Here is a 16,434-nt window from a genome sequence, read left to right on the forward strand (position 1 = left end):
AGCAGCACTCACCGAAATATCAGTACATTTGGGACGAAATGCGCCCGATCCACGGCTCTCAATGCCGTCTCTCTTAGGCGTACAAGATCCGCGCTAGTGTGCTCATCACCACCGCCCGACACTACAACAATTGTCCGGTCACCACGGTCGAGCGCCCGGATAAGTGCTTCATTGGCTCGCTTCGCGAACGCCCGGTCGATCGCCTCACGCCCCCTCATTCTCCGCCGTTCCTGAAATGCCGGCGAGCCCGTGAAGGCCACAACACTGTTCAGAACAAACACCCCGCTCTCGGCTGTATCAATCTGAGCCTCAAGCAATCTCTTGCGGTCCGCTGAATTTGAGGACGTTCCCACTTGCTGAGCCGGTTGAATATTTGTCTGCCCGCCGACAATTATTGTTGCCTGACCTTTACCAACTGCTTCGATGGAACTCTCGCGGAGCCGCGCCTCATCCGCACGATTTATCCCCTGATTGCCGCCATCAGCGGCTGTCGAACTCCCCACAACAATCCGTGCAGTGCTCCCCACTCCGGCATCGATGATCGCCTCTGATCTACGTTTTGAAGCAGCTTGGTTGATGGCACGTTGGGCAGAAGGACCGGGACGATCGTGCAGAGGCACTGTTGCTGATGGCCCTGCCGTCCCACCCGACCGAGGCACGATACCTGTTGGACATCCCGCATCGCCGTCACAGATCACCTTGCCCTCGCCGCCCTGGCTCTGTGCAATTGCCTTTGATACTGGAAGCGCTCCAGCTACAAGAAACGATCCGGACAGAGCGAGCGCGACACGCCGGAGATTTGAACCGGTTCGTATCACGTTCGGCAGAAATCCGTCAGATTCATTGCACGACATAGCGGAGCACTTTCACCGAAGATCGGAGCTGATCTGCCAAAAGGTGTTGATCGACAACTTCCGCCAACCCACTTGCACTCGCCAGCGGTGTCAAATCCGGCTCTTTAAGAACTCGCGGCCTCTTGTTTTCCGGGTATTCGCCTTGAACTGCGATGCAGCCGACCGCTTCTTCAGAACCTGCATGGCCCAAGACGATGTCGAAGCCATCCTCTGAAGACGGAAATTTTACAGGATTGCTGAATGAGATCTTGCTCTCATCCCGGAACCGGTTCGGCAGGACCCGAACCACTTGCTTGCGCCCGCTCTCCTGAAACTCGTAGTAGCAATAAAGCTGAGCCGGCTGACGCGAAATGACATCAAATACCACCTTATCGCCGGGCCTGAGCGCCCCCTTGGGATGCAACAATTCCAAACCAATTGGGTCACGACCACCATCGGCATCAATTGGAGTCGGTTCAATTTTCGGGGCCGCCACATCAATATTTGGAACCACGGGCGGCGGAGCCGAAATATCAACATAACCTTGATTGGCCAGAATGTTGAACAGCTCGAAATCGATCCGACCATTCGGGATCAGGTTGCGCACCGACTTCGCATAGTTCAAGCGGTCCCGAAATGTCCGGCTCAATACGCCTGTCGCTTCACCCCTGTACTCACCTGAGGCTATCAGCGCTCTCTGAATGAGCAGAATCTGCTGCGCTTCTGTTAGACGATCAAATGCGGCACGGTTTTCTGCCATTGCTGTCGGACGTGTAGACCGCAGCTCCAGACAACGGCTGTATGGGACTTTGGTGAACTTGCCCATCAATTCAATCAACGAATAGTCAATCAGCGTCCTGAGCGCCTGATGCGTGCCCTCTGTCGTCGTGGAATCGAGGTTAATGGAGATTGCGCCCTGATTGATCAAACCATCAGCGCTGGCCCCATCGCCTCGACTCACAACTGTGATAGTGTTTGTTGTGGTGACACCGCGCAAAACCTGTCTTGTTGTCAGGTCACCCACCTGGAGATCAACAGTTACGACAGAAGTAACCTGGTCTTCCGCAACACCAACGGAGAGAAAGGGAAGGCTGATCGAAGCTGAATTGGAATCTGCCGTGACGTTCCTGTCCACCTGACTAATCGAGCCGCGAATGTAGTAACGAGGCGGCACAAAACCGGAGCCTGGTGTATTGGTCGCGATCCAATGAACGGTGCTCTGGAGATCAATATCAACAAAGGTAAAGGCGCCGCTTCGCTCAGACATCTCGCCGAGAGCCGCAATCATCATGTCTCGCGTGCCCGCTGCCACCGTACCGGTCCGATCCGGAACGCCATCGCTCGTCAAACGAATATCACGCTTGCCATATTGGGCAAGAAGGCGATCCATGCAGGCTTTCGCTTGTGAAAAGCTCGTCAGTGTCTTCGAAATAGGCGTCTTTGGCTGCGCGACAACGACAGCCGTCTCAGGGTTCGATACACAGCCCGCGGCCAACAACCCAAGCGATACAGCCCAAACAGCCCACGCTTTCACCACGCCCTCCTGCATCATTTAGGCCGAAGTGCCCGAGACCTCTCAGCCTCCAGCCACTTTCTACCGGCAATCAATCACGACATCGCCGGTGATGACAGTGTTTTGCTCCTGTCCTGCACGACTGTTCCGATTGACCCTGCTGCGCGCCTGCGAAAGCGGGTCGGGCGTTCTGGAAGTACCAATCTCCCCTGCGCAAGGTTGGCGTTTGGCACTAGGTAACAGACCGTCACCGCCCTGCCTACGTCCCTCAAGACGCGCCTTGCCGATCAGCTTGTCACGCTTTGCGGCAGAACCTGCCGGCACGGTCTCGCGAGTGGTGATGTTCTGAGCGTCCGCATTCTGGATCGAAGTCGCCTCCAGAACAAACAGAACCGCGAATACCACCGAAACGACAAGAGCACTTTTTTTAACTACCATCCACCAAACTCCCATTTGGTTCAGACGGTTAGTCTGCAATCAACGCGGCCAATCGACCCCGTCTTCAAGAACTAGCGGAATTAGTTACATGATGCAGAGGTGATAGAACCGACATTGGTATTGCCGCAGGCACCCTTGCCATCGACAACGTTGGTGACGTTGCCTGTTTCGACATCCTGCTTCACGTCACCGCCAACAGTAACATCACCAGAAATCGAGCCCACATTAACCTCGCCACGGGCGTCCTGACCAGTTACCGAGTTGGTCACATCCCCCGTTCGAACGCGCTGCTCAACATCACCACCGACAACCACGCCGCCTTGCTGCTGCGCAGTCGCAGCTGTGGAAACTGCTGCCACAACCAAAAAAGCACCCACAAGTATCGCTTTCATATCACGCCCACCTCTCGGATTAAGCATTCCCTCCGTCAAGCCTACACACCCAACAAGGCGTGCCCCTCAAGCCTGACTATCACAGATTGTACTAATCTTCCTTCCGGAGTCCATCCAGTCCCTCAACTTGGTCACAGTTTTCGTCATCGGACCGCGTCCTGCCGCCCACGTTTCGGGGCCCTTTACCGCCAGTTTGGCCTTTCGCATCCTCGTTGATGCTGATGCAGGTGATCGCAACGGCACCGTTACGAGCTTCGGTTCGGACGACACCGTGATCAACTGATTGCTTGACCTTGCCGCCGATCTTCACTTCGGCAAGAGAGCTCGAAGCGATCACTGAAACTAATGATGCCAAGCCAATCGTCAAAAAAGCCATAGACCGCATCGTTGCATCCTGATCTTAGTGTCCAACGGGCAGGATGATGGTGACAGACACATGTCGCGCCCACAATGGCATTGTCAGATCAGACCGAAAGCGCATCCGGTTCGCTCACCGCAGCCCGGCCAAGTATGCAGTCTATTCCGTACGTCAACGGCTCGACCGCGAGGCTGGCCTGCCCCGGATCAGTGGTCCAGCCTCTATGAGAGAGTCCGGACGGTTTGAGGGTACGTTGATCTGATCGCTGGCGGCAAGATCGTGGCAGGTGCTGGCGGTCGATAGCCCAGTGAGCTGTGCGGCCTGATGGTGTTGTAGTGCTGTCGCCATCGTTCGATGAGCACCTTTGCCTCCTGTAGCGTGTAGAAGATCTCGCCGTTGAGCAGTTCGTCGCGCAGCTTGCCGTTGAAGCTCTCGTTGTAGCCGTTCTCCCAGGGCGATCCGGGTTCGATATAGAGCGTCTTCACGCCGAGCCGCGGCAGCCATTCTCTGACGGCGATGGCGGTGAACTCGGCACCATTGTCAGAGCGGATGTGGTCCGGTGGTCCATGTCGTGTGAACAGCTCGGCCAGCACGCCCAACACGTCGTCGTGGCGCAGGCGGCGGGCGACCTCGATCGCCAGGCACTCGCGGGTAAACTCGTCGATCACCGTCAGCATGCGGATGGCGCGGCCGTCATGCGTACGGTCCTGCACGAAGTCATAGGCCCAGACATGGTTCGGCCAGCTTGGTCGCAGGCGGATGCATGAGCCGTCGTTGAGCCACAGCCGTCCGCGTTTTGGCTGCTTGCTCGGTACCTTCAGCCCCTCACGCCGCCAGATCCGCCACACGCGCTTGACGTTGACGTGCCATCCCTGGGCACGCAGCAGCGCCGCGATCCGACGATAACCATAACGGCCATACTCGGACGCCAGCTCAATGATCGCTGCGGTCAGGGCATTCTCATCGGCGCGCACGGCAGGATGCCGACGCTGCGTCGAGCGGTGCTGGCCGACCACGTGACACGCCCGTCGTTCCGATACGTCGAAGCGGGGCTATTACGCCGATGTCGAGGCCTTCGAGACCTGGTGCCACGCGAGTGGAATTGCCGAACCATTTCCATCCAGCGTCGAGGCCATCTGCAGGTTCTTGGAGGACCAGGCTGAAACAAGAGCGCCGGCGACGGTCCGCCGTCGGCTCTATGCCATCCGCAAAGCGTATCTGCTGCTCGGATTGGCCGATCCGACGCACGATGAGGAGATCAACCTTGCGTTCAGGCGTATTCGTCGTCGCAAGGCCGTTCGCCCAAAACAGGCGAAGGGACTAACGCGCGACTATCTCGATCGCTTTCTCGAAACGGAGCCCGACACGCCCTGGGGATGGCGCAACCGCGCCATGCTCTCACTCGGCTATGAACTCCTGGCCCGCCGTTCGGAGCTGGTCGCGCTACGATCAGACGATCTTGAACCCCGCACGGACGGCACACTCCGGGTCCTTATCCGGCGGAGCAAATCTGATCCCTTTGGCCAGGGTCGACTTGCATTCACTTCCGAGCAGACGGCGCAACTGGTGCGACACTGGCTGGACTGGCGTGGTCCGGAGATCGGGTGGCTCTTCTGTCCGATCTACCGGGGCAAGGCCGTGAACCGTGATCTCGGCACCACTACGGTCAAGCGGCTCGTCAAGAACGCGGCCCGGCGAGTCGGTCTCGATCCGGCGGACATTGACGCCTTTAGCGGACATTCGATGCGCGTTGGCGCCGCCCAGGACCTGCTGGCAAAAGGTCTCGATACGGCAGCCATTATGCGCGCCGGTGGCTGGAAATCGGTCGATGTCCTGGCGCGATATCTCGAAAACGCCAATCATAACGTCTGGCGATAGTGTTTTGGATAAATGGGAACGTCCTTCGATCGCCTTTCCGCTCCGATAAATATAATGCCGCTAACAATTATAAGTGACACGCGTCACGTGCTACAGCTTTTGCAGTCGTCGCGCGGATGGTTTCGGATTGGGTGTTCAGTGCCCGTTCACATATCTACGGATAGGATCAGGGATCGGCAGCCGAAAGCGGTGGCAGATTGGGTAGCGGCAGAACAGGGTCGGAGACGACGGCGACGGAACCGCTGGTTCCGCTCAGTTTCGCTTTGCCTTCAGACCCCCTGCTCGGCAGCCAGTTCAACCTCAACAACACCGGCCAGACCGGCGGGATCGCCGGGATCGACATCAACGTCTTTCCGGTCTGGGAAGACTATCGCGGCGAAGGCGTTACCGTCGGCATCATCGACGACGGCGTGGAGCATACCCACCCGGATCTGATCGCCAACTACGACACCACGATCGACAATGATTCCCGCGACGGCGATGCGGACGCCATGGCCGTCGGCGACGACCGCCACGGCACGGCAGTGGCCGGCATCATCGCCGCCGACGACAATGCGCTGGGCGGCAGCGGCGTCGCGCCGGACGCCACGATCGCCGGTTTCCGCATGGGCTTCGGCGCCAACGGCACGCTGCAGCAGATCACCGAGAACATCGCGCTGCAGGTCAATGTCGACGTCTCCAACAACAGCTGGGGCTTCGGCGGATTTTTCGGGGACAACTTCAAGTCCAGCATCTTCCGCCCGCACGCCAATGCGCTGGAGGACACGGTCGAGTTCGGCCGCGAGGGCCTGGGCACCGTCTGGGTCTTCGCCGCCGGCAACAGCCGCACCTCGGGCGACGACGTCAACTATCACAACTTTCAGAACTCCCGGTACACCATCGCCGTGGCCGCGGCGGAAGACGATGGCGACGTCACCTTCTACTCCACGCCCGGCGCGGCGCTGATCACTACGGCCCCGGTCGCGGCGGGCGGCGGCCTGGGGGGCGTGATCTCGACGGACCGGACCGGTTCGGCCGGCTATGCCGGCGGCGACTTCACGTCGGGCTTCAACGGCACCTCGGCGGCGACGCCCATGGTCTCCGGCGTAACGGCGCTGATCCTCGAGGCCAACCCGGACCTCGGCTATCGCGACGTCCAGGAGATCCTGGCCTACAGCTCCCGCCAGATCGACGCGGCGGACAGTGGCTGGGCCGTCAACGCGGCCGGCGACTGGAACGGCGGCGGCCTGCACGTCAGTCACGATTTCGGCTACGGCCTGATCGACGCCCACGCCGCGGTGCGGCTCGCCGAGAGCTGGACGACGCAATCGACCTTCGCCAACGAACAGGTCGTCACCGCCTCGAGGACCCCTGTCCTCACCATCATCGACAATGCCACGGTGACCGACCAGATCACGATCACCGACCCGATCGACCTGCAATGGGTCGAGGTCGATATCCTGATCGACCACAGCTGGATCGGCGATCTGGTGATCACCCTGACCTCGCCCGACGGCACGGTCTCGACGCTGGTCAACCGCCCCGGCGTCTCCGCCAGCAGCCAGTGGGGCACGGACCAGGACGATATCAACTTCGTGCTGACCAGCGCCCGGCACTGGGGCGAGGACGGCACCGGCGTCTGGACGCTGGCGATCGAGGATCACTACCAGGAAGACGACGGCACGCTGCTGACCTGGAGCCTGAGCCTCTACGGCGACGCGCTCACGGCCGATGACGACTACGTCTACACCGACGAGTACGGGGTCTTCGCCGCGCAGGACGCGTCGCGCCGCACGCTGAGCGATGCCGGCGGCATCGACCGGATCAATGCCGCTGCGCTGACCGCCGGCGCGCTGATCGACCTCAATGCCGGTCAGACCGGTTCGATCGCGGGCGAGAGTTTCACCGTTGCCGAGGGCACGCTGATCGAGGACGCCTTCGGCGGCGACGGCAATGACACGCTGATCGGCAACCTGGCCGCCAACGACCTGACCGGCGCGCGCGGCGACGACCTGCTGGACGGCGGCGCGGGCGACGACACGCTGACCGGCGGCGCGGGCGCCGACACCTTCCGCATCTTGATCGGCGACGGCAGCGACGTCATCGCAGATTTCGATGTTTCCCAAGACGCGCTGGAACTCAACGGCTCCGCTGCCATCCGCAGCGCAGCAGATTTCGTCTTTGCCGGCGTGGACGGTGCCCAGGGTTTCGAAGTCATTCTGGACGACGGTGCCATCCTCAGTTTCCTAGATGTTTTTGCGTCCGAACTCACCGACCTCTCGATCAGCTTCGTGAATGCACCGGAGGAGAATCAGGCGCCGCTGGCGTCAGCCGACACGGCCTCGGTGCTGGAGGACAGTTCGGTCGTCATCGACGTGCTGGCCAATGACAGCGACCCGGACGGCGACGGCCTGGCGGTGGCCGCGGCCTCCGCCCTCAACGGCACGGTCTCGATCGCCGCCGACGGCAGCCTCGCCTACACGCCCGACGCCGACTTCAACGGCAGTGACACCATCACCTACACCGTCAGCGACGGGGTATTCACTGACGAGGGCACCGTCTCCGTCACGGTGACGGCCGTGAACGATGCGCCGCTGGCGTCAGCCGACACGGCCTCGGTGCTGGAGGACAGTTCGGTCGTCATCGACGTGCTGGCCAATGACAGCGACCCGGACGGCGACGGCCTGGCGGTGGCCGCGGCCTCCGCCCTCAACGGCACGGTCTCGATCGCCGCCGACGGCAGCCTCGCCTACACGCCCGACGCCGACTTCAACGGCAGTGACACCATCACCTACACCGTCAGCGACGGGGTATTCACTGACGAGGGCACCGTCTCCGTCACGGTGACGGCCGTGAACGATGCGCCGCTGGCGTCAGCCGACACGGCCTCGGTGCTGGAGGACAGTTCGGTCGTCATCGACGTGCTGGCCAATGACAGCGACCCGGACGGCGACGGCCTGGCGGTGGCCGCGGCCTCCGCCCTCAACGGCACGGTCTCGATCGCCGCCGACGGCAGCCTCGCCTACACGCCCGACGCCGACTTCAACGGCAGTGACACCATCACCTACACCGTCAGCGACGGGGTATTCACTGACGAGGGCACCGTCTCCGTCACGGTGACGGCCGTGAACGATGCGCCGCTGGCGTCAGCCGACACGGCCTCGGTGCTGGAGGACAGTTCGGTCGTCATCGACGTGCTGGCCAATGACAGCGACCCGGACGGCGACGGCCTGGCGGTGGCCGCGGCCTCCGCCCTCAACGGCACGGTCTCGATCGCCGCCGACGGCAGCCTCGCCTACACGCCCGACGCCGACTTCAACGGCAGTGACACCATCACCTACACCGTCAGCGACGGGGTATTCACTGACGAGGGCACCGTCTCCGTCACGGTGACGGCCGTGAACGATGCGCCGCTGGCGTCAGCCGACACGGCCTCGGTGCTGGAGGACAGTTCGGTCGTCATCGACGTGCTGGCCAATGACAGCGACCCGGACGGCGACGGCCTGGCGGTGGCCGCGGCCTCCGCCCTCAACGGCACGGTCTCGATCGCCGCCGACGGCAGCCTCGCCTACACGCCCGACGCCGACTTCAACGGCAGTGACACCATCACCTACACCGTCAGCGACGGGGTATTCACTGACGAGGGCACCGTCTCCGTCACGGTGACGGCCGTGAACGATGCGCCGCTGGCGTCAGCCGACACGGCCTCGGTGCTGGAGGACAGTTCGGTCGTCATCGACGTGCTGGCCAATGACAGCGACCCGGACGGCGACGGCCTGGCGGTGGCCGCGGCCTCCGCCCTCAACGGCACGGTCTCGATCGCCGCCGACGGCAGCCTCGCCTACACGCCCGACGCCGACTTCAACGGCAGCGACACCATCACCTACACCGTCAGCGACGGGACTATGGCCATCGTTGGTACCGCGTGGGTATTTTTGGCGTTTCAGCTGTTCGGAACACATGTGAGCGATACGCTTGTTGGGGGTCTTGGCGCCGATTCTCTTTATGGCGGTGACGGGAGCGACGCGCTTTATGGCGGCGACGGCGACGATCTTGTTGACGACCGCGGGACGGATCTCGGCGCGGACACCCTGATGGGCGGCAATGGCCGCGATACCCTCTATGCCCGTGCCGGGGACGATATTGTCTATGGCGGCAACGGCGATGACCTGGTGCGTGGCTATGAGGGTGCAGATGCTCTTTTCGGCGATTCAGGCGCCGATACGCTCGACGGGGCCGTTGGCAACGACCGGCTTTACGGCGGTGACGGGAGTGACGCGCTCTACGGTGGCGACGGCGACGATCTTGTCGACGACCGCGGGACGGATCTCGGCGCGGACACCCTGATGGGCGGCAATGGCCGCGATACCCTCTATGCCCGTGCCGGGGACGATATTGTCTATGGCGGCAACGGCGATGACCTTGTGCGTGGCTATGAGGGCGCAGATTCGCTTATCGGGGATTCGGGCGCCGATACGCTCGACGGCTCCAATGGCGACGACCTGCTTTATGGCGGCGACGGTACTGACGCGCTCTACGGCGGCGACGGGAATGACTTCGTCGACGACCGCGGGACGGATCTCGGCGCGGACACCCTGATGGGCGGCAATGGCCGCGATACCCTCTATGCCCGTGCCGGGGACGATATTGTCTATGGCGGCAACGGCGATGACCTTGTGCGTGGCTATGAGGGCGCAGATTCGCTTATCGGGGATTCGGGCGCCGATACGCTCGACGGCGCCAATGGCGACGACCTGCTTTATGGCGGCAACGGCAGCGACGCGCTCTATGGCGGCGACGGCAATGACTTTATCGACGACCGGGGATTGGATTCCGGATCCGACTTGTTATTTGGCGGAGAGGGTCAAGATACGCTCGAAGGTGATGCGGGTGCCGATACGCTTGTTGGGGGTCTTGGCGCCGATTCTCTTTATGGCGGTGACGGGAGCGACGCGCTTTATGGCGGCGACGGCGACGATCTTGTTGACGACCGCGGGACGGATCTCGGCGCGGACACCCTGATGGGCGGCAATGGCCGCGATACCCTCTATGCCCGTGCCGGGGACGATATTGTCTATGGCGGCAACGGCGATGACCTGGTGCGTGGCTATGAGGGTGCAGATGCTCTTTTCGGCGATTCAGGCGCCGATACGCTCGACGGGGCCGTTGGCAACGACCGGCTTTACGGCGGTGACGGGAGTGACGCGCTCTACGGTGGCGACGGCGACGATCTTGTCGACGACCGCGGGACGGATCTCGGCGCGGACACCCTGATGGGCGGCAATGGCCGCGATACCCTCTATGCCCGTGCCGGGGACGATATTGTCTATGGCGGCAACGGCGATGACCTTGTGCGTGGCTATGAGGGCGCAGATTCGCTTATCGGGGATTCGGGCGCCGATACGCTCGACGGCTCCAATGGCGACGACCTGCTTTATGGCGGCGACGGTACTGACGCGCTCTACGGCGGCGACGGGAATGACTTCGTCGACGACCGGGGAACGGATTCCGCATCCGATTCTCTGTTTGGCGGAGAGGGCAACGATACGCTCTATGCCCATGCTGGGGACGATTGGATCTATGGGGGCAGCGGAAATGATGTACTTCAAGGATTCGGAGGAGCAGACTACCTAGTAGGTGGTCTTGGCGCTGATCAGTTCCGGTTCGACCACCAGGATGGGTTAACGAGTGCGGACATCATCTCAGATTTCCAACTAGGCATAAACTCGTTATCTCTTAGCGGCCTCAGACTCTCGAAAATAGAAACTATTGATCGGGATGGTGACGGCTTGACTGTTGATAGTGTAATTTTCTTCGATAGTGGAGCATCAGTTATACTTCTCGGTATTCCTGATGTTGGCGCAGGAGATTTGTTTGCCTGACTAGTACCTGAATATTGCAAGAGGCCAATCAGGTGTCGGGCAAAGATGTAGTTCGGAGGCTGCGCGCCTCCACCACACAGCGGCTGAAGTAGCGCACGAGGGCTCAAGCTTCAAACGAGGTGAAGACTATCTAGGCTAATTGCGATGCGACAAGCTGCGTAGAAAGTCGGCAGCCGAGAGCATTCCATTGCACTTTCGGATGTAGGGAGCGGACGCTGCAACGATATCTTGTCGCGAAATTCGGCCAGTATCCAAGGCGTAATCGATCAGATCTGCGATCTCCACATGCGGCGCGTTGCGAAAAAAAGGGAAGTCGTCCGGCACGGTTGGATAACGGTGAGTCGCATAGACCGGAATTCCATTGCCCAACAACTCGGCCGTCTTCAGGCTAGAGCCTTCCACCATGTTCTGTCGATCGAGCGCAAGTGAGCCAATGCCGACATGAACCTGCTCGAGAAGTACGCGATAGATGTCACGCTCCAGATAGCCGTGGATCTTAAAAACCTGGGCAAGAAGGGGGTCCTCGGCAATCTCCGTCTTTTGCGCTTCTGATAGTCTGCCGACGAGATGAACTTGCAATCGTGAAGCGTGATCCGGGTCCTTCCGAACCGCGTCTACGAGCCTGTCTAGCCCATTCCAATCAGTGAAGGTAGTACACATAAACACCGCTGAAATTTGTGCCGGATCGCGCCGGTCGGGCAGGGCGCGAATGGCGTCATCGCCTACCAAGTTTGGATAGACCGAAATTGGCTGCTGAGGATCATATGTGTCCCGTTCATATTCGGCCATATCCCAAGTCACCGCCAGCGATGCGACCGCATTCCGCACCGAGACCCTCATTAGCCTGCGATCGAGCCATGCCGCCAGTCGACGGATGGGTCCATCGGAAATCAGGGTGTGTTCCTCAACCTCCTTGGCATGATGAACGGCAACGCGGTTTCGCACAAAAGGTGCAAATATGGGCGCGAAAATGTCTACCGGCATTTGGCGAACCAAGACGTAGTCAAAACGCCGCGAAAGGCGCAAGATTTCCAGCCAGCCCTGTAGGTTCCGTAAAGGGCTTCCTCGCAATGGGCGCACGACCCGTTTGGCGAAAGGAACGTGCGGCTCGGCATCCTGCAGGGCAATAGTCGACCAAATTACCCCTGGAATTATTCCCGCGGCCGCACGCTCGGCTTCAAGCTGGGCTGTTTGACCATCGGTCAACCGGCGCACGACTGAGAGATGTGCAATTCGCAAACGAATCCTCTCAGAGTTGTCCGGTCGCGCTGGACCACCATTGCCTGACATACCACTGCCCTAAACCAACTTCACAAGACGCAAACTGAGTGCATCAGGCTCCAAATCTTTTGATGATGGAAGATGCAGCACGAAGCCCAGCCTCCCCGTCCCAACCCTCGGGTGCACGCGCCTCCTTGTATCGACCGTCCAATATCTCACAAACATGGGGCAAAATCTCACGCGGGTCTTCCCCGAGCAGCGTGTTGGTTCCGTGCGAAATAGTCACCGGCCTCTCGGTGTTGGGTCTAAGTGTTAGACAAGGAGTATTCAGCCAAGTGGCTTCCTCCTGAACACCCCCGGAGTCGGTCACTACGACAGTGGCTCGATCTTGGAGTGCTATGAAAGACGTGTAGCCCTGTGGCTCTAAAAGCTGAACCCCTGGCAACGTGAGCTTAAGGTCCGACAACCTTGCACGAGTACGGGGGTGCACGGGAAAGACCAAGGGGAGCCGCTTAGCCGTCTCAACCAAAGCGTCTGCTATCGAACTGATACGTTTTGCTTCATCCACGTTGGATGGGCGGTGTAGCGTCACCAGCCCGAACGGCCCATCCGGAATCCCCAACCCGGACAGATCTTGTACTCGAGCTTGGGGAAGCATCCGGCTGAGGGTGTCAATCATTGTGTTGCCCACAAAATTGATCTTCGTCTCGGATACACCTTCAAGTCGTAAATTTTCGCCAGCATCCCGTGAATAAGTCAACAACAGAGCTGAAAGCCGATCCACGACTATACGATTAATCTCCTCCGGCATTGTGTTGTCGTATGAACGCAGGCCGGATTCCACATGTATTACTGGAATACCGATCTTGCTGGCTGCCAAGGCTGCCGCTAACGTCGAGTTAACGTCGCCATAAACGATAACAGCTCGAGGGGACGAACTCTCAAATATCGCGCCCAACTCGATCAGGATACGCCCGGTTTGTTCAGCATGGCTCCCCGCCCCTACAGCAAGGTTTAACATCGGATCGGGAATATCGAGCACTTGGAAAAAATTTTCCGACATCTGCGCATCATAATGTTGACCAGTATGAACAATACTTTGCGCTGCTCTGCCCTCCAAAGCGCGGTATACAGGTGCCATTTTCATAAAATTAGGCCGGGCACCCACAATATGGATGTAATCATTGTTGCGGATACTGTCAGTCAATCTAAGTTAATCCCGTCTTTTCGCCTGCGGAGAAAGTAGGTCAAAGTGCATTTCGAATGCTAAACACACAGCGACAACCCCATATACCATGCCGTCGACGAACTGCCCAACGAGCTGCGATCGAGCCCTAGTACGAAGCCATCAAGGCGGCGCTGACGGACGCGCACGCCTTCAAGGTCTTCCAAGCAATAATGAAATCAAGCAACCCGGTCCGGATAGTCACGAAGCAAAAAGGCATGGCGTCCGGGCTACCTGTCACACGTTGCGCACTGGTGGCACCAGCACTCCCCACATGCCGGCCTGGATCGTCCAGACAAACCCGACGGGATCAATCCGAACCCCTCGGTCCCCCGCGACCGCCCTCGGGTCAAGCCGGCTAGAAAGTGCACGCGCTGCGATGCAGCATCCGGCCTTCCTGCGGATGCCAAGCGACCACAATCCTCGGCCGAGCATTAAGACTTGTCCGACAGATCGAAGACAGCACCTACCCGGCAGACGCCGCAAAAACGTTTATCCAAAAACCTATCACCCTACGATGCAATCAATGATTGCCGCAATCTAATCACACAAAATTACGTCTACTTTTTAAAATAATACCTCGAATTAACGATCAGATGTTTAATGTCGGAATTCTCCATCACGTAAATGGCGTCTCGTTCCCCCATAACAATGGGGAGACCATGGAGGTTAAACGATGTGTTTAAAAGTACAGACCGTCCAGTATTTGACCGAAAGCCTTTAAGAATTTGGTGAAGTTCTGCATTATTATGGCTCGTCACGATCTGAGCGCGCGCGCTGAGATCGTAAGGATGCACGGCAGCCGCCATTTCATGGGCAGCATTGGTTGTATCAAAACTGTGCATCATATAAGGCGAAATCCGATCTCGCTTAAGGCTATGAGGAATGTAAAGATACTTATTTGCGTCTTCGTCAAGAACGATCGGCGCAAACGGCATCCAGAAATCCCTCTTCTTAATCATCTTGTTGATAGTCGATATAATATTCGGCTGCATTGGATCGGCGAGCAGGGAACGATTTCCCAATGCTCGCGCCCCGAATTCCATGTTTCCAGAGCACCTGGCCACGATTTCGCCCTGGCTGATTAATTGAATTGTCCGCTCCACCGGATTGGATATTGTCTCACAGTGGATATCCTCTCGCGTTACCACGCGCTCCCCGTCGGCAGCACAATCTGGGTCAGGGCCTAAATACAACGTTTCAAGTGCGAGCGGAGGCACATCTTCAATTTCATTTCCAGCCAACCAAGCCGCGCCAAAGGGCAAAGTCTCATCGCCGCAGGATGGGAAAACATCAAAGCTATCGACGCAATCAAGTTGGGAGAGTAATTTATTCGCCTTGACATTCATGAAAACGCCGCCGGCACACAGTATACGGCGAATGCCGGTTGATTGAACACAATTTCGAATCCATTCCAACAACATGTTCTCTGTGAAGATCTGAACGCCACCGGCAATTGAATCAAAACGCACACGGCGCAAATCCCGCTCCATACGAGCGTATATATAGTCCGTTGATTCCGAAATCTTTCTCCGAAAACGCATGGGCTCACGAGGATGGAACCCCAGATATGTTCCGAGAACGTCAACCACCGGTTGGGCATAATTCTGATCCGCATAGGGTGCCATCCCCATGAGTTTATATTCATGCTCATGAGGCTTCATACCCAACAAGTAGGTTATTCGAGAGTAGATGTTTCCCAACGAATGACCGCCTTCGGTGCGCGCAATTCGTCTTAGCCGCCCCTTCTCGCCGATATAAACGTGGGAGCAATCACCATCACCACCGCCGTCAAGGGTGAGAACCAAATGAGGTTCATCATTCTCCCGCAATCCAAAGTAAGCTGAGGCGGCGTGATTGAGGTGGTGGTGTGAACGGACAACGCGTGCCTGGCCGAAACCAATCTCTTTGACCTTACTCTCAACGAGATTATTCGAAACTACTGACGCAGATTGTATGCGCATTCTCCGAAGGCAGCCAGAGTAGTGATATACTCGACGAATTGCATCCTTAATTTCGCCGCTTCCCAGCGCCTGCACTATTGTTTTTTCTTTATTAAGATAAGATCTTATAAAATCCTTATAGCTAAAATTGGGGCTCCGCTCGTTAGACAGACAAACAATTTGAAAATCTCCTGGATTCAAGCCTAGGTAGTCCAATGCAAATCTTATCGATTCTTTCGGAAAGCCAATAAATTCCTTTTCCTTAACAATGCGCTCCTCCTGAATGGCAAATAATGGCTTGCTGCCATTCATAATTACAACAGAAGCGTTGATGCCTTCATTTATACCGATGATAAGCAAAGCTTTCTCCAACACATTGTATCATTCTAACCAGCGAATCAAACTTCGCAACTCCTGACCGAATGTCACTCCCGAATATCGAATTGCCTTAGGGTCAAACTGATGTTGTTTGAACTACTCTTGACAAACCATTTAACTACGCGGATATAGACCTCAACGTTTTGTGAGGCTTTTTCCTCAAGGACGGCATACATCGCATTGTTTCCTTAGCAACTCGCAAGATTGTCGATTTCTAGAGGTAATATTAGAACGATCATTTCCCCTAAAACTCAGTTAACGCACCCAGATTTTCAACTTAGTCGATCGGCTATTGCGATCAGGTCTCTGTAGGATATTCTCGGTACCGTCGAAGACATAGAGCTTACGATTCTTCTCTCTGCCATTCTGATCTGATAACACACCAGCGCTTATG

At 58.1% G+C, this 16,434-nt stretch carries 10 protein-coding genes and 1 pseudogene; 2 read left to right on the plus strand and 9 right to left on the minus strand.

Annotation, left to right across the window (positions count from 1 at the left end; genetic code table 11):
• Nucleotides 1-8: 8 nt before the first annotated feature.
• The 6 genes and pseudogenes from ACMVY4_RS02435 to ACMVY4_RS02460 form a co-directional block, all read right to left on the minus strand.
• A complete protein-coding gene (locus ACMVY4_RS02435; RefSeq protein WP_416898609.1) occupies nt 9-620 on the minus strand; it encodes a hypothetical protein in 612 nt (203 codons plus the stop codon).
• Between the two features lie 220 nt (nt 621-840).
• Entirely contained in the window at nt 841-2,367 is a 1,527-nt protein-coding gene (locus tag ACMVY4_RS02440; protein WP_416898610.1) for a DUF4384 domain-containing protein, read from the minus strand.
• A gap of 60 nt (nt 2,368-2,427) precedes the next feature.
• The gene (locus ACMVY4_RS02445) at nt 2,428-2,784 is read right to left on the minus strand and encodes a hypothetical protein (protein WP_416898611.1); all 357 of its coding nucleotides are present in this window, start codon (nt 2,782-2,784) and stop codon (nt 2,428-2,430) included.
• Nucleotides 2,785-2,864: 80 nt separating this feature from the next.
• Nucleotides 2,865-3,176: a hypothetical protein gene (locus ACMVY4_RS02450; RefSeq protein WP_416898612.1), complete on the minus strand. Its 312-nt coding sequence runs from the start codon at nt 3,174-3,176 to the stop codon at nt 2,865-2,867.
• Nucleotides 3,177-3,267: 91 nt separating this feature from the next.
• On the minus strand, nt 3,268-3,552 hold the full coding sequence (locus tag ACMVY4_RS02455; RefSeq protein ID WP_416898613.1) for a hypothetical protein: 285 nt from the start codon (nt 3,550-3,552) through the stop codon (nt 3,268-3,270).
• Between the two features lie 203 nt (nt 3,553-3,755).
• Nucleotides 3,756-4,574, minus strand: a pseudogene (locus ACMVY4_RS02460) (IS3 family transposase); the annotation flags it as partial.
• A 106-nt stretch (nt 4,575-4,680) separates the two neighbouring features.
• Here ACMVY4_RS02460 and ACMVY4_RS02465 point away from each other — a divergent pair.
• Nucleotides 4,681-5,412, plus strand: coding sequence for a tyrosine-type recombinase/integrase (locus tag ACMVY4_RS02465; protein WP_416898614.1), 732 nt, complete (start codon nt 4,681-4,683; stop codon nt 5,410-5,412).
• A 263-nt stretch (nt 5,413-5,675) separates the two neighbouring features.
• A complete protein-coding gene (locus ACMVY4_RS02470) occupies nt 5,676-11,273 on the plus strand; it encodes an Ig-like domain-containing protein (protein ID WP_416898615.1) in 5,598 nt (1,865 codons plus the stop codon).
• A 135-nt stretch (nt 11,274-11,408) separates the two neighbouring features.
• Here the strand turns inward: ACMVY4_RS02470 and ACMVY4_RS02475 are convergent, their stop codons facing one another.
• From ACMVY4_RS02475 to ACMVY4_RS02485, 3 genes are all read right to left on the minus strand, one after another.
• Nucleotides 11,409-12,479: a hypothetical protein gene (locus ACMVY4_RS02475; protein ID WP_416898616.1), complete on the minus strand. Its 1,071-nt coding sequence runs from the start codon at nt 12,477-12,479 to the stop codon at nt 11,409-11,411.
• 127 nt (nt 12,480-12,606) lie between these two features.
• Nucleotides 12,607-13,701, minus strand: a complete 1,095-nt coding sequence (gene wecB, locus ACMVY4_RS02480; protein WP_416898617.1) for a non-hydrolyzing UDP-N-acetylglucosamine 2-epimerase — start codon at nt 13,699-13,701, stop codon at nt 12,607-12,609.
• Between the two features lie 578 nt (nt 13,702-14,279).
• Entirely contained in the window at nt 14,280-16,022 is a 1,743-nt protein-coding gene (locus tag ACMVY4_RS02485; RefSeq protein ID WP_416898618.1) for a carbamoyltransferase C-terminal domain-containing protein, read from the minus strand.
• Between the last annotated feature and the right edge of the window lie 412 nt (nt 16,023-16,434).

It is taken from the genome of Minwuia sp. (assembly GCF_048007105.1).
In the GTDB taxonomy this organism is placed as follows: Bacteria; Pseudomonadota; Alphaproteobacteria; order Minwuiales; family Minwuiaceae; genus Minwuia.